Source organism: Rhodanobacter sp. A1T4 (assembly GCF_014207185.1).
Classification (GTDB): Bacteria; Pseudomonadota; Gammaproteobacteria; order Xanthomonadales; family Rhodanobacteraceae; genus Rhodanobacter.
In genome coordinates, this window is the sequence record NZ_JACHCP010000002.1 from 532,286 (window position 1) to 553,136 (window position 20,851).

At 60.9% G+C, this 20,851-nt stretch carries 21 protein-coding genes and 1 tRNA gene; 8 read left to right on the plus strand and 14 right to left on the minus strand.

What is annotated here, in order from left to right:
* Positions 1-10 precede the first annotated feature (10 nt).
* From HDE80_RS05635 to HDE80_RS05650, 4 genes are all read right to left on the minus strand, one after another.
* Positions 11-87 (minus strand) — tRNA-Gln (locus tag HDE80_RS05635).
* An 80-nt stretch (positions 88-167) separates the two neighbouring features.
* The gene (ispE, locus tag HDE80_RS05640; protein WP_184668603.1) at positions 168-1,574 is read right to left on the minus strand and encodes a 4-(cytidine 5'-diphospho)-2-C-methyl-D-erythritol kinase; all 1,407 of its coding nucleotides are present in this window, start codon (positions 1,572-1,574) and stop codon (positions 168-170) included.
* A 68-nt stretch (positions 1,575-1,642) separates the two neighbouring features.
* Entirely contained in the window at positions 1,643-2,254 is a 612-nt protein-coding gene (lolB, locus tag HDE80_RS05645; RefSeq protein ID WP_184668604.1) for a lipoprotein insertase outer membrane protein LolB, read from the minus strand.
* Between the two features lie 11 nt (positions 2,255-2,265).
* Positions 2,266-3,918: a tetratricopeptide repeat protein gene (locus HDE80_RS05650; protein WP_184668915.1), complete on the minus strand. Its 1,653-nt coding sequence runs from the start codon at positions 3,916-3,918 to the stop codon at positions 2,266-2,268.
* Positions 3,919-4,158: 240 nt separating this feature from the next.
* Here HDE80_RS05650 and hemA point away from each other — a divergent pair, with 240 nt between their 5' ends.
* The 4 genes from hemA to ppk2 all read left to right on the plus strand — a co-directional run bounded on the left by hemA (position 4,159) and on the right by ppk2 (position 9,654).
* On the plus strand, positions 4,159-5,484 hold the full coding sequence (gene hemA, locus HDE80_RS05655) for a glutamyl-tRNA reductase (RefSeq protein WP_255483588.1): 1,326 nt from the start codon (positions 4,159-4,161) through the stop codon (positions 5,482-5,484).
* 132 nt (positions 5,485-5,616) lie between these two features.
* Positions 5,617-6,696, plus strand: a complete 1,080-nt coding sequence (prfA, locus tag HDE80_RS05660; protein WP_184668606.1) for a peptide chain release factor 1 — start codon at positions 5,617-5,619, stop codon at positions 6,694-6,696.
* Between the two features lie 60 nt (positions 6,697-6,756).
* Positions 6,757-8,862: a tetratricopeptide repeat protein gene (locus tag HDE80_RS05665; RefSeq protein ID WP_184668608.1), complete on the plus strand. Its 2,106-nt coding sequence runs from the start codon at positions 6,757-6,759 to the stop codon at positions 8,860-8,862.
* A gap of 15 nt (positions 8,863-8,877) precedes the next feature.
* Positions 8,878-9,654 (plus strand): polyphosphate kinase 2, encoded by a 777-nt coding sequence (ppk2, locus tag HDE80_RS05670; RefSeq protein WP_184600917.1) that lies wholly within the window; start codon positions 8,878-8,880, stop codon positions 9,652-9,654.
* Between the two features lie 24 nt (positions 9,655-9,678).
* Here ppk2 and HDE80_RS05675 read toward each other — a convergent pair whose 3' ends face one another.
* Genes HDE80_RS05675 through HDE80_RS05685 form a run of 3 tightly spaced genes read right to left on the minus strand, consistent with a single transcriptional unit; the run spans position 9,679 to position 11,716 of the window.
* Positions 9,679-9,960: an acylphosphatase gene (locus tag HDE80_RS05675; protein ID WP_184668610.1), complete on the minus strand. Its 282-nt coding sequence runs from the start codon at positions 9,958-9,960 to the stop codon at positions 9,679-9,681.
* Positions 9,960-10,442 (minus strand): TlpA disulfide reductase family protein, encoded by a 483-nt coding sequence (locus HDE80_RS05680; RefSeq protein WP_184600915.1) that lies wholly within the window; start codon positions 10,440-10,442, stop codon positions 9,960-9,962. The genes HDE80_RS05675 and HDE80_RS05680 overlap by 1 nt, the downstream gene beginning before the upstream one ends.
* Entirely contained in the window at positions 10,439-11,716 is a 1,278-nt protein-coding gene (locus tag HDE80_RS05685) for a YihY family inner membrane protein (RefSeq protein WP_184668617.1), read from the minus strand. Before HDE80_RS05685 ends, HDE80_RS05680 begins: the two co-directional genes overlap by 4 nt.
* Positions 11,717-11,840: 124 nt before the next feature.
* Here HDE80_RS05685 and wrbA point away from each other — a divergent pair, with 124 nt between their 5' ends.
* Both wrbA and HDE80_RS05695 read left to right on the plus strand, forming a co-directional pair.
* Positions 11,841-12,443, plus strand: coding sequence for an NAD(P)H:quinone oxidoreductase (gene wrbA / locus HDE80_RS05690; protein ID WP_184668619.1), 603 nt, complete (start codon positions 11,841-11,843; stop codon positions 12,441-12,443).
* Complete coding sequence (locus HDE80_RS05695) at positions 12,440-12,808, plus strand: DUF2069 domain-containing protein (RefSeq protein WP_184668621.1); 369 nt, start codon at positions 12,440-12,442, stop codon at positions 12,806-12,808. The genes wrbA and HDE80_RS05695 overlap by 4 nt, the downstream gene beginning before the upstream one ends.
* Positions 12,809-12,892: 84 nt before the next feature.
* Here HDE80_RS05695 and HDE80_RS05700 read toward each other — a convergent pair whose 3' ends face one another.
* The 7 genes from HDE80_RS05700 to HDE80_RS05730 form a co-directional block, all read right to left on the minus strand.
* The gene (locus HDE80_RS05700; protein WP_184668623.1) at positions 12,893-14,116 is read right to left on the minus strand and encodes a GAF domain-containing sensor histidine kinase; all 1,224 of its coding nucleotides are present in this window, start codon (positions 14,114-14,116) and stop codon (positions 12,893-12,895) included.
* Between the two features lie 347 nt (positions 14,117-14,463).
* Positions 14,464-15,444, minus strand: coding sequence for an NADPH:quinone oxidoreductase family protein (locus HDE80_RS05705; protein WP_184668625.1), 981 nt, complete (start codon positions 15,442-15,444; stop codon positions 14,464-14,466).
* Between the two features lie 35 nt (positions 15,445-15,479).
* Positions 15,480-15,824 (minus strand): hypothetical protein, encoded by a 345-nt coding sequence (locus HDE80_RS05710; protein WP_184668627.1) that lies wholly within the window; start codon positions 15,822-15,824, stop codon positions 15,480-15,482.
* Positions 15,825-15,942: 118 nt separating this feature from the next.
* On the minus strand, positions 15,943-16,224 hold the full coding sequence (locus HDE80_RS05715) for a hypothetical protein (RefSeq protein WP_184600908.1): 282 nt from the start codon (positions 16,222-16,224) through the stop codon (positions 15,943-15,945).
* Between the two features lie 95 nt (positions 16,225-16,319).
* Entirely contained in the window at positions 16,320-17,018 is a 699-nt protein-coding gene (locus HDE80_RS05720; RefSeq protein WP_184600907.1) for an MgtC/SapB family protein, read from the minus strand.
* Positions 17,019-17,128: 110 nt separating this feature from the next.
* A complete protein-coding gene (locus tag HDE80_RS05725; protein ID WP_221437430.1) occupies positions 17,129-17,563 on the minus strand; it encodes a hypothetical protein in 435 nt (144 codons plus the stop codon).
* Between the two features lie 78 nt (positions 17,564-17,641).
* Entirely contained in the window at positions 17,642-18,427 is a 786-nt protein-coding gene (locus tag HDE80_RS05730) for a thioesterase family protein (RefSeq protein WP_184668629.1), read from the minus strand.
* Positions 18,428-18,530: 103 nt separating this feature from the next.
* Here HDE80_RS05730 and HDE80_RS05735 point away from each other — a divergent pair, with 103 nt between their 5' ends.
* A complete protein-coding gene (locus HDE80_RS05735; RefSeq protein WP_184668631.1) occupies positions 18,531-20,171 on the plus strand; it encodes an acyl-CoA dehydrogenase family protein in 1,641 nt (546 codons plus the stop codon).
* A gap of 138 nt (positions 20,172-20,309) precedes the next feature.
* Positions 20,310-20,801, plus strand: coding sequence for an asparaginase domain-containing protein (locus tag HDE80_RS05740; protein WP_184600905.1), 492 nt, complete (start codon positions 20,310-20,312; stop codon positions 20,799-20,801).
* Positions 20,802-20,851: the final 50 nt, after the last annotated feature.

The following is a 20,851-nucleotide window of genomic DNA, read 5'->3' on the forward strand; positions in this document are numbered from 1 at the left end:
CCATCAGGAATGGCTGGGGCGGCAGGATTCGAACCTGCGTATGCGGGAATCAAAATCCCGTGCCTTAACCAGCTTGGCGACGCCCCAGTATTAGGTGTGTTCGATTGTGCTTTTGTTCGTACTCGTTTGGCTTCGCCATGCCGCCAGCGATTGCCGAATTATTGATTTCACCCGGTACGCGCCCGATGGCGCGCCAGAGCTTGCTGCAATGGGGAAACATCGACACCTGACGCCACATGGGCCGTGAAGGCTGCCGGACATTGCCCGGCGATCGATACCGCCCGCTCGAATGATTTCACTTCCAGAAACACGCAACCACCGCTACCGGAGAGTCGCGCTTGACCAAAACTGCCCAGCCAGTCGAGCGCTGCGGCCACCCGCGGATGACGCGCGCGTACTACCGGTGCAAAGGCATTTTCCGTCGTTTCGCCAGAAGCAAAGGATGAAATTGTCGCCCGCGGTGCATTTCGTGTCAATTCAGATGCCTGGAAAAGTGCGCCGGTTGGCACCGATTCGTGCGGATCCAGCACCACATAGGTTCGTCGAGGCAAGGGCAAAGGCGTGAGCTGCTCACCGATGCCTTCCGCCCAGGCCGAACGCCCGCGTACGAATACCGGTACGTCGGCACCCAGCTGGCGACCCAGTTCAGCCAAGGTGTCCTCATCCAGATCCAGCCCCCACAACCGGTTCAGCGCAACCAGCACGGTCGCCGCGTCGGAACTGCCACCACCCAAGCCTCCACCCATCGGAACGCGTTTTTCCACGTCGATATCGACGCCAACCTCGATGCCTGCGTAACTTTGCAAAAGCAGTGCCGCACGTATCGCCAGATCGGTATCTTCAGGCACTCCGGGCACGTCATGCAGTCGACGAATGTCACCGTCGTCGCGCAGGCGCAGGCGAATCTCGTCGCCCCAGTCGAGAAGTCGAAATACCGTCTGCAACTCGTGATAGCCATCAGGGCGGCGCCCAGTGATGCGCAAAAACAGATTCAACTTGGCCGGTGCGGGCCAAGCCGTCCAGTCAACGTGCGCGGGTGCAGGCAAAGACCGGCTCATGAACACCCGCAAGTGATCAGGAAAACCGTTTTCGCGGTCGCGCTGGCGAGCATACGCAAAAACGGGATCGTTCTTGTCGACCACTGCAAACCCATGTTTGGCATAGAACGGGGCGTTCCACGGCACATCGACCAGCGTACCCAGATCGATCCGACGGTAGCCTGCAGCACGCGCCCACTCACAGGCATGCTCAAGTAGGGCCGCACCGATACCGCGTTGGCCGTAGTCAGGCAACACGTCGATTTCAGCGATGCCGATCGCAGCGCCGCCCACATCCAGGTCCAACCAGACAAAGCCGATGGGTTTCACCGACAGGTTCAGCGCCACCCACACCAAACCGCGACCGATCGCCTGCTGCAGCAGCTCTGGCGGAATCGACACCGCCACATACGCTGACCACGCCGGATGGCCACGAAAGAGCTGCACTGCCTTGCGCTCGATCGTACAGAGCGCGACAACCTGATCTGGCCGGGCGCGCTCAATGGAAAAGGACGTTGCGATTGAATGATCAGCCATGACAGATCGCACGCTTCAGCGCAGGAGCGCAGCATGCAAGTCGACGCTGGCTGGCCGATCTTGCAACGTCACTGGAACTGCCACGACTCGATCGACAGCTTGACCTTGTATGGCGATTTCGAGGCGTACACCTTGGTTGGCAGCGCGGGCTGCCGGCTCGTATCCCATTCACGGTATTCGACCGCCCAACCGTCCTGCAGCAGCAGCGAGGGCAGCTTGTTGTCACCAAAGCTCACGTCGGCCGGGCCACTGTCCGCCCTCAAGCCAAGCACCCAGGCGCGCAGGTCGCGTAGTGGCACTTCCCAGCCCAGCGCCTTGCGCATCAGCGCCTCGGCGTCGGGGCCACGAATCGGGCCGGACTTGAGACCTTCCAGCAGCGCACCATCTGGCCCACCGCTCAAGCGAAAATCCGCACCACTGATCGCCGGCCCACGCAGCACAAATTCATACTGATCGCCGTTCTGCGTCCAGCTGAAGCTGCCACTACCACCATCCTTGCCACTAGAAACGCCGAGCCGACCTTGCATCACCCAATGGTCGGCCTGCGCCAGCGACTGTTCACGCGACTGCTGCGCCGCAAGCTGTCCGGCGTCACCTTTCATGCGCACCGCTGGCGCCGGCGCGCAGGCTGCGAGCAAGAGCGGCAACGCGACAGTCAGGAATCGAAGACCCTTTTTCATCAGTACCTGTTTCATGCGTGCAGACGCTTCAGCGTGTCTTGCAAGCTTTTATTCGTTGGATCGAGCTTGCGCACGTCGTCGAAAACGCGCTGCGCCTCCTGCTGACGACCTTGTTTCCACAACACTTCGCCCAGATGCACGCCAACATCGGCATCCTTCTGCGCCTGCCAGGCACTGCTCAAGACCTGCGCGGCCTGGTCCAGATGACCCAGCCGGTATTGCAACCACCCCCACGAATCGGCGATTGCCGGATCATTCGGCTTGGCGGTGCGGGCGGTCTGGATCAGTTGCTCAGCCTCGGGCAGATCGCGATCGGCATCGGCCAGGGTAAAGCCGAGCGCATTGCTGGCATCGACATCGCCGGGCTTGAGCTTCAGCAGGCGATGAAAATCCTTGACGGCCAGATCGACGTTACCCGCTTCAGCGTAGGCAAGCCCGCGCCCATACAGCAGATCCGGATCATCCGGCACCACCTGCAGCGCCCGGCTAAAAGCCGTCACCGCCTGCGGGTATTTCTGGTCCCGCATGTACAGTTCGGCGTCGACCTGATAGGCCTGACGCAGCTGCGCGGGTTGATCGAGGTAGTCGATCTGCATCTGTTCCAGCGCCTGATGCGCCTCGTTTTCCTTGCCCTGCGACTGCAAGATCACGGCGCTGCGCAAATCCGCTTCAAACGCGTGCGCGTCGTCATCGTCGACTTGGCCGTACCACGCCAGCGCCTCATCGTTGAGATGCTGCGCCTCAGCCAGCTGCCCAAGCAGATAGGCGCTGTGTTCGCGCACACCAGGCGGCGCTTTCTGCAACTCCCGGTAAAGCGTCGCCAGACCGGTGCCGTTGCCGCTCTGGGCCGCCAGTGCAACACGCAGCGCATAGGTATCGGCATTCTGCGGGCCGTGGTCGAGTACTTTGGACGCGCCCGTGTAGTCGCCGGCCTGGCTCAGCATGCCCGCATAGGCCAACCGAAGCTGGATGTTGTCAGGCGCCTTGGCAATGGCTTTCTGCAGCAGAACGCGGGCACCGTCGTGATCGCCGTCCTTGAACTTCATCTGTGCCAGCCAGGCGTAGGTTTCGGCACTCTTGAAACGCTGCATCGCGCCTTCGGCGATCTGCAGCGCGTAAGCGTGCCGGCCAAATTTGTCGCCCAGCTCGCTCATTGCCAACCAGGCATGTCCATCGGCCGGCAGTCGCTGCGGCGTGGCCAGTTCGACCAGCAGATTGGCCGCCTGCGCCTGATCGCGCGCACCAAGCATCACGCGGCCGAACTGACGCCAGGCATCTTTGTCGCCGCTGCTGATCAGAATGTTCAGCTGGCGCCTTGCTTCGTCCCCATCGCCGCGATCCAGCGCCAACTCGGCACGCGCTTCGGCCATGCCCACCGGCGTGGCACCGAGCACTTGCCAGCGATCCAGCGCGCGTTGGGCTGCGGCATTGTCATGCACGGCAATCGCCAGCCGGGCAGCGCGCTCGGCCACTTCGGGGTCTTGGCTGAGCGCCGCCGCATAGCTATAGGCGACCGAAGCCGAATTGAGGTCATTGCGACTTAGCGCCATTTCCCCAGCCAACAGCTGGGCCAGCAAGTCGTGTTCGGCGTCCGGCGTAGCAACCACCAGGTGAGCCAACGGCTGCGCGTCCGCGGAAGCCTGCCGCGACGAACGCTGCGACATCTGGGCGCAGCCGCACAAAACCAGCACCGACGCCGTCAGTACCGTAAAATGACGCAGTTGCTTGAACTTGGTCAACCTACTCCGCACATCACTCTCCAAACATTTGCCTGTCGTTGGCCCGTTTCAGCCATAGCCCGTAAGCTATTGCTGGCAACGGCACCGTACGCACACTGCAGCAAGCTTAGCCTACGCCGCTGAAGACGACGTGCTGATACCCACTGTCGAGATCTTGTCACCCTCATGCCGCTGATCGCCCTCGGACTCAACCATCTCACCGCGCCGGTCAGCCTGCGCGAGCAGGTGGCGTTCGATCCCGACGACGCCAACGAGGCGCTGCTCGAGCTGACGCGTGAACCCGGCGTGGAAGAAGCCATGATTCTTTCCACCTGCAACCGCACCGAGCTTTACGTCGGCGTGGCGGCAGGTGCAGAAAGCATTCCGCAAGCGTGGTTGAGTCGTCATCATCATCTGACTCCCGGCAAGCTGGACGAGTTCCTCTATCGGCACGATGAACAGGATGCCGTGCGTCACATGTTCCGCGTCGCCACCGGACTGGACTCGATGGTGCTCGGCGAACCGCAGATCCTCGGTCAGGTGAAGGATGCCTACCAGCAGGCCCGCGAAGCACAGTCACTGCGTGCACCACTGGATCGATTGCTGCAGCACACGTTCGCGGTCGCCAAGCGGGTGCGCACGGACACGCGCATCGGCGCGTTCACGGTGTCGGTTGCGTTTACCGCGGTACGGCTGGCCGAGCAGGTGTTTTCGGATCTGTCCGATGCCTGCGTGCTGCTGATCGGTGCCGGCGACACCATTGAGCTGGCCGCCAAGCATCTTGCCGAGAAAAAGGCCCGTCGGCTGATCGTCGCCAACCGTACGCTGGAAGCCGCGCAAGAGCTGGCCGGCCGCTATGGTGGCTATGCGATCGCACTGGCCGATCTGCCGCAACACCTGGCCGAGGTCGACATCGTGATCTCCTCCACCGCCGCACGGCAGCCGATACTGACCCGCGCCATGGTCGAGAAGGCGATGGCCACGCGCCGGCGCAAGCCGATGTTCATGGTGGATATCGCGGTACCACGCGATATCGAAGCCGGTGTCGGCGAACTGCCAGACGTCTATCTTTATGGCATCGATGACCTGCGACAGGTGATCGACGACAACCGCCGCTCGCGCGAAGCCGCCGCGCACGAAGCCGCCACGATCATTGATCTGCAGGTCGATCGCTACATGGCCTGGCGCCGCGCGCTGACCCTGAAGAATCCCGCACTCGACATGCGCCAGCACGCCGAGGTCTACCGCGATGAAGTGCTGGACAAGGCCCGCACCATGCTTGCGCGAGGCAAGTCGGCTGATGAAGCGCTGGCATTCCTTGCCAACACGCTGACCAACAAGCTGTTGCACCACCCCAGCGCCCGCCTGCGCGAAGCGGCCCTGAGTGGCGATCTCGATCTGCTGCATGCGGCCGGCCGACTTTACGGGCTCGATGAGACACAGACGAGAGACAGCTCCCAAGAGCTGGATAAGTCCCTGGAAGGGGATAAATCCCTAAAAAGGGATAAATAGCGAGGGCGGCTTGCTGCCGCTTGTCGAATGATTCTCCACGCAGTACTGGCACTCACGCCCTTACTCGCCTCTCGTCTCTCGCCATTTATCCCTTTTTAGGGATTTTTTCCTCATCGGGATCCGTTCACGCTCATGACCCCATCGATCCGCCGCAAGCTCGAAGCACTGGCCGAGCGCCATGAGGAAATTGGACTGCTGCTCAGCCAGCCCGATGTGCTGGCCGACAACACGCGTTTCCGCACACTGTCGCAGGAATATGCCCAGCTCGAACCGGTCGCCACCTCACTGCGTGAGCACGACCAGGCCGAGCATGAACTGACCGAAACGCGCGGGATGCTCGATGATCCCGAACTGCGCGACATGGCCGCCGACGACATGCAGCGGCTGGAGCAGCGGCTGCTCGATCTGGACAGCGAACTGCAGTTGCTTTTGCTGCCGAAAGATCCGCGCGACGAAGCCAACCTCTATCTCGAAGTACGCGCTGGCGCCGGCGGCGACGAGGCCGCGATCTTCGCCGGCGACCTGTTGCGCATGTATCTGCGCTACGCCGAGAGCCGACGCTGGCATGTGGAAATTCTCAACGAACACGCCGGCGAGCATGGCGGCTACAAGGAAGTCGTTGCCCGCGTCGAAGGCGCTGGCGCGTATTCAAAACTGAAATTCGAATCCGGTACGCACTGCGTCAAGCGCGTGCCGACGACGGAATCGCAGGGTCGAGTACATACCTCCACCGCCACCGTGGCCGTGCTGCCCGAGCTGGATGAGATCGACGACATCGTCATCAACCCGGCCGATCTGAAAACCGACACCTTCCGCGCTTCCGGTGCCGGTGGCCAGCACGTCAACAAGACCGACTCCGCCATCCGCATCACGCACATCCCCACGGGCACCGTCGTGGAATGCCAGGAAGAGCGCAGCCAGCACAAAAACCGCGCCCGCGCGATGAGCCTTTTGAAGGCGCGTCTGCTCGATGCCGAGCGCAGCAAGCAGAGCGCCGCTCAGGCCGAGTCACGACGATTGCAGGTGGGTACGGGTGACCGCAGCCAGCGTATTCGCACCTACCGCTACAAGGACAATCTGGTGACCGATCACCGGATCGGACTCAATCTTTATCGCCTCACCGAAATCATGCAGGGCGACCTGGCCGAACTGGTCGACAGCCTGACCCGAGAGCACCAGGCCGACGAATTGAAATCGCTGAGCGGCGGCTGATACCAGACCTTCGTGAAACCCGTGCTTGGCGTCCCTACGCCCATACGTTAGCGTGAGCAAATGACTGATCTCTTCCAATCCGAACTCGACGGCTACCTGGCGCGTCTGACCTCGCTACTCGAAGCTCGTGCGTTTACCGACGCCGTGCCGCTGGCCGAAGAAGCCTTGAAGCGCTTCTCGGACTCGGCCGAACTGCTGCGCATCTACGCCATCACGCTGCATCAGCTCGATCGACGCGACGAAGCATTGCGCCTCCTATACAAGGCCGAAAAGCTCAGCCCCGACAGCCTTGAGGTGCAGTGCAATCTGGCCAGCCTGGAAGTTGCCGACGGTCGTGCCGATGAGGCGATCGAACGCATGCGCGCAGCGCTGCGCCTTAGGCCAGGTCACCCGATCATCCTGCTGACGCTCGGCAACGCGCTGATGGCCGCCGCCAGGTATGCACAGGCACGCGATTCCTACGCCATGGCGACCTATGGTGCACCCAGTCACCCGGGTCTGCGCCTCAACGTCGCTGCCGCCGAACTGGCGATCGATCACCCCGAACAATCCGCCATTCATGCCCAGGAGGCGCTGCAGATCGCGCCGGGAATGGGACCCGCGTACGCCATGTTGGGGCATACCCATCGCGTACGCGGCCAGTCTGCCGAAGCACTGCAGGCCTACCTGCGCGCTGAAGAACTGGAACCGGCACAAAGCGAACATCCCTATCACGCCGGCATGATGCTGGATGACCTCGCGCGTTTCGATGAGGCCCAGATGGCCTATGCGCGTGCACTGGAACGCAATGCCGGTCACGGCGCCGCGCTCAGCCAGCGCGTATTTACCCTGCGCCGGCTCTGCCAGTGGAGCGAGCTTGAAACCCTAAGCGCGCAACTGCGTGTGGCCGTGGCGGAAGGCATGGCAGGCATCACGCCCTTCGGTTTTCTGGCAGAAGATGCTTCGGCCGGTGAGCAGCGCCACTGCGCTGAAACGTTCGCCGCGGCCATCGACACGCAGATGGCGCCGCTCCGTCGGCAGCTCGCCTTTGCGCACTCGATGCCGGCACCCAAAACGCCGATAAGGGTTGGCTTCGTCTCCAACGGATTCGGCGAACACGCCACTGGGTTGCTGATCGTCGCCATGCTGGAAGCACTCGCGGGTAGCGAATTGGAGCTGCACCTTTATGCCACCGCGCCCAACGATGGCGGTGCCATCCGCGCTCGGCTTGAAGCGGTCTGTCATGTGGATGACGTCAGCGGCCTAAGCGAGGCACCGCTAGCCCAGCGCATCCATGCCGATCGAATCGAACTGCTGATCGACTTGACTGTTTTCTCCAGCGGCTCCAACGCCAAGCTGTTTGCGTTGCGTCCGGCACCGATACAAGTTAATTGGCTGGGCTATCCCGGCACGTCCGGTGCGCCATGGATGGACTATATGCTGGCCGATGCCGTTGTACAGCCGGATAGTCTGCGCGCCACTGTCAGCGAAAAGGTGGTTCGCCTGCCGCGCTGTTTTCAACCCAACGACCCCAGTCGGAAAATTCCAAAGGCACCGTCGCGGGAGAAATGCGGCCTGCCGGCACGAGGCACAGTGTTCGCGTGCTTCAACGCCAGCTACAAAATCAACCCGCAGGCGTTCAATCGTTTTCTCGGCATTCTGGATCAGACACCCGACAGCGTGCTGTGGTTGTTGAGCGGCCCGGAAAATGCCGATCAGCGCCTGCGCGAGCACGTCGTGCAGGCCGGTATCGCCGCCGAACGGCTGATCTTCATGGCCAAGCTCCCGCATGCGGAATACCTCGCTCAATACGAACACGTCGACCTGTTTCTCGACACCCTCCCCTACAACGCGCACACCACTGCATCCGATGCGCTCTGGGCCGGCTGCCCAGTACTTACCTTTGCCGGCGAAACGTTTGCCGGTCGCGTGGCGACAAGCCTGCTTCAGCATGCCGGCCTGCCCGAACTGGTGACCGAGGACGAAGCCAGCTTCGTCGCGCTGGCGGTGAGCCTGGGCAGCAATCACGAAGCCTTGCAGCTGTTGCGGCATCATCTGTCGCATCAACGCAAGCACGGCAAGCTGTTCGACATGGTCGGCTATGCATCGGATTTCCGTCGCGCGTTACAGGCCATGGTGGCGCGTCGACGGATTGGTCGGCCGGCCGCCGATATCGATATTCAATAGACTTCCGGAGTTCGCATGGGCAAGCACGCCAAACACCACTACCGAAAAGCCATGAAAGAACTGCAGCTGGAGTTGATCCGTCTGCAGCATGGACTACGGCGCAGCGGCAAACGGCTGGTGGTGATCTTTGAAGGGCGCGACGCCGCCGGCAAGGGCGGCACGATCAAGGCCATCACCGAGAGTCTGGATACGCGAAGCTACCGCATCGCCGCGCTGTCCAAGCCAAGCGAGCACGAGTCTACGCAATGGTATTTCCAGCGTTACATCGCCCATCTGCCGAGCGCCGGCGAATTCGTGCTGTTCGATCGCAGCTGGTACAACCGTGCCGTGGTGGAGCCGGCGATGGGTTTTTGCAGCAAGGATGAGTACAAGGATTTTCTCGACGCCGTGCCCACGTTCGAAAAGCTGCTCACCGACGATGGCATCATCCTGCTGAAGTACTGGCTGGCGGTGGACCAGGAGGAGCAGGAAGAGCGCTTCAGCCAGCGCGCCGAAAATCCGTTGAAACGATGGAAGCTGTCGCCGGTGGATATGGCTGCACGCCAGAAATATACCGAGATCGGCAAACTGCGCGACACCATGATCAAGCGCACCGATGCCAAACATGCACCATGGTTCGTGGTCGACTTCAACGACCAGAAACGCGGCCGCGTGAATCTGATCCGGCATCTGCTGCAGCAGCTGCAGTTCGACGACGAACCGATTGCCGAGGTGAAACTGTCCGCGCTCAAGAGCCAGCCCGCGCATGAACAGCTTACCGACAAGGCCGTGTGGGTACCCGATACGTTTTAATGGTGCCTCGGCTGCAAGCAAGAGCTAGCGGATGTGGAATCCCTGCCCGTGCCTTTCGACTACATCCTCTTCAGGCACATTTTCGCGACTCACCGACTCGACCCTCGCTGCCGGCGGACCACGATTCAACCATTGCTCCAACGCATCCAGAGCGGCGACATCGCCGACAACCAGCACTTCGACGTCGCCACTCAGCAGATTTTTCGCATAGCCGGACAGGCCCAGACTTGACGCCTGCTCGCGGGTGCTGGCCCGATAGAACACACCCTGCACCCTGCCACTGACGAGAAACTTCGCCGCCGGCATTACTTGCCGCCAATCGCCGCCTTCAGCAGCGCCGGAGTCACCGGGCCCACGAAGCGCTTGGCCACCTTTCCATCCGGACTGATCAGCCAGGTCGTCGGCAGGCCACGCGGCTCGTCGAAGTCTTTCACCGGCTTATCGAGCGTGACTTGTGCAATCGGATAGACCACCGGATGCTGGGCCACGAACGCCTTGATATCGGCCGGCTCGCTGTCGTCGAAAGCAAGTCCGATGGCGGCGACGTTCTTGTGGGCTGCGACAAAGTTGGAGATATCCGGCATCTCCTTGATGCACGGTACACACCAGGTTGCCCAGTAGTTGACGATGACCCACTTTCCGCGCTCGGCAGCAAGATCGAACGTCTTACCGTCCAGCGTGGCAACTTTCAGCGTCGGCCGCGCAGGCATGTCGGCATGTGCCGGAATGGCAGCGACCACTATCAAAGCAATCGCGGCAAATTTCAATTTACGCAGCAACAAAGTCATGCAGAGAGTTCCTTGGTATCGGCCGCGCGATTCGCGTCCGGGGGATAAACAGTGTTGAGTCGGGTAGCCAATGTAGTCGCCACTTCGTCAGCCAGCGCGGCCAGCAGGGCGAGTAGCGGCGATGGTAGTTCGATACCCAGCTCCGCTGCCTCTTCTACCGGATTCAACGGCAAACGATAGCGGGAATGTTCGTATACACGCAGCAGGTCGGTGCTATCCAGGCTTCGGCACAGCAGCCAGCTACCAAGCTCGCTTTGCTTGATCAGGTCAGCCTGTTCCAGTTCGAAAAAATAGTCAGCGATCGTGCCGCGGTGCAAATACGGTTCACACAACCGTACCGTGGCCTGATCCACCGTGTCACCGCTGCGCTGTGCGCTGATGAAATGCCCCAGCACCACCAGCAGACCGAGAAACTCGGCGCCCGCGGGCAGACGCTCTTTCGGCGCATGGAAATCAAACGCCGAAACCGATGCCGCAATCGACGCGGACAGAATCACGATCACCCACGAGAGATAAATCCACAGCAGAAAAATCGGAATCGCCGCCAGCGCGCCGTAGATCTGCTGATACGTCTGCGCATGCCGCACGAACATGGTGAACCCCCAGCGCACGATCTCGAACAATATCGCGCCGAGCGTCGCACCAATCAGGGCATCGCGCCGGGATACCTTGCAGTTGGGCACCACCGCATACAGCAGCCACAGTGTGAGAAAGGTCACCAGGAAGGGCAACACGCTGAGCAGGCTATGACCGATGCCGGTGATCTGGGTCGCCGCGCCTTGCAACAAGGGCAGCGCCGTCACGTAGGAGGTCACCGCGATGCCGCCAACGATCAGAATCGGCCCCAGCGTCAACGCCGCCCAGTACAGCAACAACCGCGAACCCCAGGCGCGCGCCCGGTGCACGCGCCAGATCTGGTTGAGGCGATCCTCGATGCTGATCATCATCGACAACGCGCTGAACAGCATTACCAGAATACTGATGCCGGTCAGCTTGCTGGCGTTGCTGGCAAAGCCTTGTATCGCGTTCTGCACCGTTTCACCAGCCGCCGGCACAAAGTTGTCGAACACAAAATCGACCAGCGTGGCGCGAGCACCCTCGAACACCGGAAACGCCGAAAACATCGCGAACACCGCCACCGTCAGCGGTACCAGCGACACCAGCGTAGTGTAGGACAGCGCACCAGCGGTCTCGAAACATTTGTCGTCGAGAAACCGTTGCCACAGAAAGCGGCTGAAATGTACAACGCGGTTGCGGTTGAAACGCAAGGCCATCGGCTCTCTCGAATTTAGCGGCGCTTGAAAGCAGCCATCGTCGTCGGTATCGGTAGGTACACTAGCGTATCGCCCGTGAAAGCCTCAACGCACCGGCCCATCACGCGCCCTTAAGGATCACTGCATGAACCACGACATCCTCGTTCTCTACTACAGCCGAACCGGCCATACGGCACAGCTCGCGCGACTTATCGCGCGCGGTATCGAAGAAGTAGCCGGCATGCGTGCGCGCCTGCGCCAGGTGCCGCCCGTCGCACCTGTCACCGAAACCGCGCAGCCGCCTGAGCCGGAAGACGGTGCACCCTACGTGGAGAAGCGGGACCTGCTTGAATGCATCGGTTTGGCCATGGGCAGCCCCACGCGCTTCGGCAATATGGCCGCGCCGCTGAAATACTTTCTCGATAGCACAGGCGCCGAATGGGCCAACGGCACGCTGGTCGGCAAGCCGGCCGCGCTGTTCACCTCCACCAGCAGCATGCATGGCGGTCAGGAATCCACCCTGCTGACCATGGCGCTGCCGCTGCTGCACCACGGCATGTTCCTGCTTGGTCTGCCTTATACCGAAGCCGCACTCAGCAGCACGCAAACCGGCGGCACGCCCTACGGCGCAAGCCACGTCACCGGCGGCAAGGGGGACAACCCGATCAGCGATCACGAACGCGACCTGGCCCGGGCCCTGGGCCGACGGCTGGCCGACACCGCCCGCAAGCTGGCGGCCAGCGCATGAGTTCGCACCTGCCTGCCGAGCAACGCTGGGGACTGTGTGCCTGGGCCATGCTGGTGCTACTCCAGTTCGTCTGGCATGCGTGGCTGGTACCGGCGCAAACCGTTCCACTGTGGTTGGTGCTCGCCATCACGGTCGTGCCGCTGCTGCTGCCGCTGCTGGCCATTCGCAATACGCGACGTGCCCTGCTCTGGGTCGGCATCCTCAGCCTGTTCTATTTCTGTCACGGCATCGCAGAGGCGTGGAGTTCAGCCGGCGAACGCTGGCTGGCATTGATCGAAGTAGCGCTCAACCTGTTATTGATAGGTACCCTGGGTGCCGGTGTACGGCGACGTCCGGATCAACCCGAGAGGTCGTCGTTGCGTTGATGCCGTGGGGGGCGGGAAGCTTGTAAATTCCAACGTTCATAGCATCAGCAGGTTGGGCATCGCTTTGCTCAGCTCAACCTACAATCAGGCACCCGCATTCGTGAGCCCAGGCTGGCTCGTCTCGTCGCAGTCGAGCGGCATGTGAAAAGCGAATCGCGTTGCTGAAGCATCCGAGGCAGCCTGCAGCGTGCCGCCATGCGCTTTCGCGATCTCCGCAGCGATGTACAGGCCGAGCCCCAGACCGGGGCGTGGTGAGGCGGATGTACCTCGCGTAAAGGGCTGGAAGAAACGTTCGATCTTGTCCCCCTCGATCGGCTTGCCCGCATTTTCCACCGCAAGCTCGAAGGCGGACTCCGTGCTGGTCATGAAAACGCGCACTGGCGCTTTGTCCGATCCGTGTGTTACGGCATTGGAAAGCAGGTTGCCGAGCAACTGGGCGATGCGACGGCGATCGCAGCGAAAGGTTCGATCCAGCGACATGGTGACTTCGATCTTTCGATCGGGATGCACGCGCTGAATTTCCGATACAACATGCTCCAGATCGCCGGCAAGATCGTGGCTACGTTCAAGTGAAACCGAGATACCTTCACCCAGCCTGCCGCGTGCAAAATCCATCACGTTGTTGATCAACTCCGACATGCGCTGGCAGCTGCGCTGGATATGCTTTGCGACACGCCGCTCGCGTCCGTCGGGCAGATCGCGCTCCAGCATATCGGCACCCATGCTGATCGATTGCACGGGATTGCGAAGATCATGACCCAGCACAGCAACAAACTGATCGCGTAGTCGCGCGGTCGACTGCGCATCAACCAATGCCAGCTCGGCAGCATCCCTGCGCTGCTCGGTCTCGTACTGCGCGGCAATCAACTGGGTGAAAAGCTGGAGCGTCTTGAGAAGTTCGGGATCATCGAGCTTCGCGGGTGCAGGGTCGATTGCACACAACGTCCCGAAAAAGCTTTCATCCGAAAGAAAAATGGGAATCGAGATATAGCTTTCGAATCCGTACAACTTGGGTGTCGGATGGTTCGAAAAAAGCGCGTGCTCGCTGGCACTCCCGAATAACACCGGCTGATGATGCCCACGAATTTCGTTGCAGATGGTGGACTCGAGCACCAGTTCGCCACCGGGCTTCAGACCAAATTCGATGCGGTCGTAGACGGCGCAGGCAACCCACTGGGTATCGGTGACTCTCGCCACCGCGGTAAAGCGCATGCCAGTCGTGCGCGCCACCACTTCCAATATCGTGGGCACAGCGTCTGATCGGGAGATCAGTGCAATGTCGCGATCAATGGGAGAACGGTTATCCATGAATTGCTCAAATGTAGGAATACCAAAGCAACCTTCGGTAATCGTGTTGCTCGCCATTGCCCCAAAACCAACACGCTGCTTGGTCATTCGACAGCTATCGACCCCGTTTATGGGGCCAATATGCATGGAAACGCGGCTTTTACCTAGACTCATGGTCAAAACGTCGGGCCAGCACGCTGTCGCTTGCAACGACACAGTCGTAAACGGCAAGCGAGTAACACGCTGCATGACTTCCGGACGGATGGCAGGTGGATAGCTGCCACGGGCACGTCCTGGGTGGGCGAAGGAGCTGCTCTCGCTACCTCAGCCGAGGCCATCCAGCACTTCGCCCCACCGTGCGCCGTTGCCTACTTATCGATCAACACCACGACCTTGCCGCGCACCTGACGTTTTGCCATGCGTTGCAGTGCATCGACAGCGCCAGCCAGCGGCAGTTGTTCGGTCACCGGCGGGGCAATCTGTTGATTGCGAAACCAGTCCAGCAACTGCAATAGATGAGCTTGCTGAAGCTTGGGGTTACGTTTGGCCCAGTCACCCCAGTAGACGCCCAGAATCTCGCGCTCCTTGAGCAAGGCGAGATTCAACGGTATCCGCGGAATCTCGCCTGTCGCGAATCCAACGACCAGCAGGCGTCCACCCCAGCTGGTCGCTCGCAGCGCAGCCTCGCTGTAAGCACCGCCGACTGCGTCATAGACCACATCGACACCGCGTTTTTCGGTCAGCGCATCCACGCGCTCGCGCAGATCGTCACGCACGTAGTCGATCGTTTCATCGGCACCGTGCTCTCGGCACAGCGCGAGCTTTTTCTCGCTCGATGCCGCAGCGATCACGCGCGCACCCATCAACTTGCCGATCTCGATCGCCGCAATGCCGACTCCGCCGGATGCGCCTAGCACCAGTAACGTTTCGCCCGCCGCAAGCTTCGCCACGTCCTTCAGCGCGTGCAACGACGTGCAGTAAGTCAACAGCAGTGCCGAACCGGTCGCGTAATCCATGTCATCGGGCAACGGAATCACGCCGCGCGCATCCACCGCGCATTCTTCAGCCAGCCCGCCGTGCGGCACCAACGCCATCACGCGGTCACCGACTTTCAGGTGACTGACTCCTTCGCCCACGGTTTTCACTACACCCGCAAACTCGGCACCTGGCGAAAACGGCAACGCCGGCTTGACCTGATACAACCCCTGCACGATCAGCGCATCAGGGAAATTGAGCGCCGCCGCCTTGATGGCAACCACCACTTGCCCGGGGCCAGCGGATGGCGATTCAACGTCTTCAACTTTCAGATCTTCGATCGGGCCGAATGCGTTGCAAACAAGAGCTTTCATGAAAATCCCGACGACTTGTGAAACGATCGAATAACTTATTCAGCGGCGTTGAACTGGTCTTGCGACATTTCCGTGTTGCAGCGGTTTTTCAGGTATTCGGCGTTGTAGGACTTGTCCTGGGAAATCATCGAGATTCGCGCCTCTTTAAGTTTCAAACCCAGATCACTGCGCAGCTTGGTCTTGTCGAAGCGCTCGTCTTCTGCGCCGTTCGCATGCTCGGTGTGCTTTTTGGCTTGGTCATAAAGCTGAAAGCGTTCGGACGCGGCCACGCACTGAGTCTCACGCAGGATCGACACATCGTACGTCTCGCTGCCCTGATGATCTTTGCCACAACCAACGAGAACAAGGGCGCCTGCCAAAACAAGCCAACGTGCTTTCATGAGATTTCCTCTTCAAGTCAATGTTCTTTGAATGAAGCTGTTGCGGAAAGACCGACCATACGGTCAATGAATGTGACGCCGAATGCAAGATCGCGCTAGTCCGGCATGCAGCCTTCGTTTAGCGCACTTCACCGCGATACCGTTTGAGCTGCACCTCGTGATCTGGCTCCGTTGGCCGAATCGCCGGCACACCGCGCTCTTCGCGCCAGACCGAGAACTGCATGTGGCACGCCGCGCAACCGCACTCGCCGCCGCAACGCGACCGGCATGCCGGGGTGCAGGTGCACGGCTTGTCCAGATCTGGAAACAGCTCAATCGCCGGCAGCTCGGGAAAATAGCCCTCCGTACGCGGGTATCGCCGCACACCTTCAGCAGTCGGTACCGTCACCGGTTCAGTCATCACCATCTCCATGTGTTCACTCATACGTATCACGGCAATGTGTCAGGCGGTGAGACAAAAGTGCGTGATGGCTTCAGGCGTTGACCAGTACAAAACTACGGCGTTACTTTGCCCGCCGTAGTAAATGACACGGCCTCAGCGCCTTCAATCTCGCGACACGCATCCGCGATGGCGGCCAGCTTGTCGGCCGGAAAATCCGCAGCGAAACGGATGATCACCCGATCCTGACCGTCGGCATCCCGGCGCAACAGCATGTGATCCACCGGCGTATGAAAGCTTGCGAGTACCGCTTCGACCGCCGAGAGCGCCGAGCCTTGCGTCACTGCTACCTGTATCGACGTGTACTTTCGGCGAGGCCGAACAAATCGTCGCTCGATCGGCTTCAGCAGAGCAAGAATGACCCATAGAATGGCAGTCGCGAAAACGGCGGGAAAATAAAGGCCGGTGCCGGCAGCCAGACCAACAGCGGCCACAGCCCAAAGACTCGCCGCCGTGGTCAGCCCCTTGATCACCTGTTCTTTCTGCAGAAACAAGATCGTACCCGCGCCCAGAAAACCGATGCCGCTGATCACCTGTGCGGCGATGCGGGAAGGGTCCAGTACCACGTGATCCTGTTCGATTGCGTGGCTGAATCCGTAAGCGGAAACAATCACCGCCAAGGCAGCGCCCACGCTGACCAGCATATGAGTGCGCAGCCCCGCCGCCCACTCGAGCCGACCACGATTAACGCCGATCACCGAACCCAGCACAGCGGCGGTCAACAGTCGAAGCACTACGTCAATATCTGAAATCAAGGCGGGAACCTCTCGCTTTGGCTTGGCAAATCATGAAGGTGGCATCGAGTAGCGACTCGACCCATGGGACAACAACCCGTGGCGATGATGCCGATTCAACACTATCGAGACTACCTGCCATTACGTGTCTTGGGCGTCGCTGTACTCCACGCAATCAGTGCAAGCAGCGCGGCCTGCACCGGCAGGCGCACAATCAGCGCCCAGTACGGAACGCCAAACAACGCCGGATACTGCAGCATGTAGATGTGTGCTGGCGTCACCGCCAACGTCAGGATGAACAGGCCAATACCTGCCGCGCGGCGCGTCTTGCCCCAAAGCAACCCGGCAGCACCCAGCAACTCGAACACGCCACTCACCAGCACCGCCGCTCGTGGCCACGGAATGTAAGGTGGCACGATCCGCATTTCCGTTTGAGTGGCCGCAAAATGCGCGATGCCGCCCAGCAAAAACCACAGGAATACAAACACGACACCGGCGATTCGCCAGCGGCTCAGACCGGCCAGTGATGTGAAGCGAGACATCGCAGATGGCGGGTATGAGGACATGAAATGCTCGATACGCTCAGAATCGCATGAGCGTGAGCCTACAACGGGGCAAGCGACACGCGGAAAGTCCCCAGTCTTTCATCCAAACACAACCATGCTCTGCCTGCTCAACGCCACTGGTTCGCCGCGCGGACCCCATAGCATCACGCCTTGATTGGTATAACCGTCGCGGGCGGCGATGAGCTCGGCGTCGACGCGCCAGTCGTCGAGACCGAGGTCATCGTAACGGTCGCGCAGCAACTCGATCATCCAGGTGAGCGAACTGCCCGGCGTGGGCTTGTCGAACATACCCAGCGCGATCGGCGGTATGAAATCAGCGAAGGCGAGCACATGTGTCTCATCGGGCACGCCTTCGTCGCGCAGTGAAATCTGCAGCGTGCTGTCGCGCTGCCGGCCACCAGTGAAGGGCAGGTCGCCCCGCAGCCAGCGCGCGTGGAAATGCTGCGTGAAGGCAGGCATCTGCCCTTCCACATAGCGCAGCTCGCGCGACACCTTGCTTTCGACGGCTGCCTGCTCGGGCTGAAAGTTGAGCACCGAAGGTCGCGCGCTACCGAACACGCCGACCAGCCGGCACAGGGTCTGATCGCCGTCGCATAGACTTGCCTCGATCTGAACCGCACTGCGCCCTTCGCGCAGGCAACGCGCGTGAAGGGTGATTTGACCTGCCGGCACCGGCGCTACAAAGGTGGTCTGCAGGCTGCGCAGCGGTATGTCTGCACTCACCAATTCGCGCATCGCGCGCAAAGCCAGCGCCGCCTGCAGTCCGCCGAAGGCGCTGCGCCCCTGCAGCCAGTCCTCGCTGACTGTCGCCTGCCAACTGTCGCCGTGTCGGGTGACAGATTGCATCGCTTCGGAAAATCGCATGATCGTTACCTGCACAGTGAAGTTGCCTTCGATGATGCCAGCACAGCCAGCCAACTGCTTGCATGCCTATACTTTGGTACTTCGACTCTGGATGGAGAACGCCATGGCCTTCCTGCAGGATGCCCCGCAACTGGCTCACCCTTATCGCAGCGACCGCTTGTTACGCGCACTGCTTGACCGCGCACTGCCAACTGATCGGCGGGTCGCGCTGGATGCCGATCTCGATGCCTTGGGTGATTACGCACAGATGGCATGGCAGCGCGTGGGCAACAGCACGCGACGCAAGCCCGTGCTGACGCAATGGGATGCATGGGGCCGTCGAGTCGATCGCATCGAGTTGACCACGGCCTGGCTGGAGGGCCCGCAGCTCACTACGCGCCATTCCGTGCTTGCAGCCGGCCATGCGAACAACGAATACGCACGACTGGAACAGTTTGCCCGCGTGTATCTGTACCACGTGGCCAGCGAGTTCTACACCTGCCCGTTGGCGATGACCGATGGCGCGGCTACTGCGCTGAAAGCCTCCGGCAACAAGGCGTTGATCGATCACGCGCTGCCGCATTTCCTGAGCCGTGAAGCATCAAGCTTTTGGCTAAGCGGTCAGTGGATGACCGAGAACGCAGGCGGTTCCGACGTCGGCAACACCGAAACCATCGCGCGGCGGGACACCGATGGCCAGTGGCGGTTACACGGCCGCAAATGGTTCAGCTCAGCGGTAGTCGGTGAAGCCGCGCTGGCGCTGGCGCGGCCCGAGGGTGCAGGTGAAGGCACCGGTGCACTGGCGTTGTTTTTCGTCGAGACGATGGATGGCGCGCAACGCAAGCCGCAGCTGGTCATCGATAGACTGAAGGACAAACTCGGCACGCACGAACTGCCTACCGCGGAAATTCATCTCGATGGCCTGCCCGCTTGGCCGCTGGGTGAACTGGCCAACGGCGTGCGGCAGATCGCGCCGATGCTCAACGTCACCCGCACCTGGAACGCAGTGTGCGCCATTGCGAGCATGGCGCGTGCGATCAGCCTGGCGCGCGATTACGCGGCGCGCCGCGAATCGTTTGGACGTCCATTGATTCAGCAGCCCTTGCACGCCCAGACGCTGGCTGACATACAGGCGGAGTTCGATGGCGCCTTTGCGCTGACGTTCGAAGTAACGCATCTACTCGGCCGTGTCGAGCAGCACATCGCCGCTCCACACGAAACGCTGCTGCTGCGTCTACTGACGCCGCTGGCCAAGCTTTGGACCGGCAAGCTGGCGGTAAAGATCTGTTCCGAAGTACTGGAATGCTTCGGTGGCGCCGGCTACATCGAGGACACCGGCCTGCCGCAGCTGTTGCGCGATGCACAGGTGTATTCGATCTGGGAGGGCACGACCAACGTATTGTCGCTGGACAGCCTGCGCGCATTGGCTGGCGGCAGTTTTGCCTCCCTGCGCACTGCGGTCGATGGATGGCTGGACGGTTGCGAGGATGCGCGTTCGATCAACACGATTTATGCAGCGCTTGATGACGCGGCGACGTTTCTGGACACTCAGCGTGCGAGTCGTGACTCGCTGGAAGCTGGCGCGCGTGGGTTGGCAATTACGTTGGTGCGATGCGCAGCGGCCGCGTTGCTGGCGCGTCAGGCGACGTGGTCAGCCGCGCGGGGCGATGCCAGGCCAGCAGCCGCGTTACGGCGTTTTGTGGGACATGGTTTGTTGCGGTTAAGTACGCAGGATGCGGCGGATACGGAATTGTTGCTGGCTTGACCCTTGTTATGGCTCTGACAGCGAGGCTCTTCGTCTCAATCGACTGATCAAAACCAAAGAGCTGAAGAAACAAAGTTGATAAGCACTACTTGGCCGCACCAGCTAAAATAAGCGAGTCATCAACCCTGGCCCATCCCTATGCAGCATCTCACCATCGTCACCACCGGCGGCACCATCGACAAGATCTATTTTGACGACAAGTCGGATTACAAGATCGGCGCACCGCAGATCGGCGAGATTCTCGCCCAACTCGGCGTGGCGTTTCAGTTTGACGTGATTCCGATCCTGCGCAAGGACAGCCTGCACATGGGTGCAGAAGACCGCGTACTGGTGCGCTCGACGATCGAGGGCCAGGCGCAACGGCATGTGCTGGTGACCCACGGCACCGACACGATGGTGGAGACTGCCCGCGAGCTGGCGCATATCGAGGGCAAGGTGATCGTACTGACCGGCGCACTGAACCCGGCGCGATTCCAGGGTTCCGACGCGGTGTTCAATATCGGTTGTGCGGTGGCTGCCGTGCAGACCTTGCCCGATGGCGTATACATCGCGATGAATGGTCGCATATGGGATCCAGCCAAGGTGCGCAAAAATCGTGATGCGAATCGCTTCGAGGAAGCAGCGGACTGAGCCAGCTCTGTTCTGTCGAGCAGTCGACAGCGCTCTTGCCGTCTGTGCGA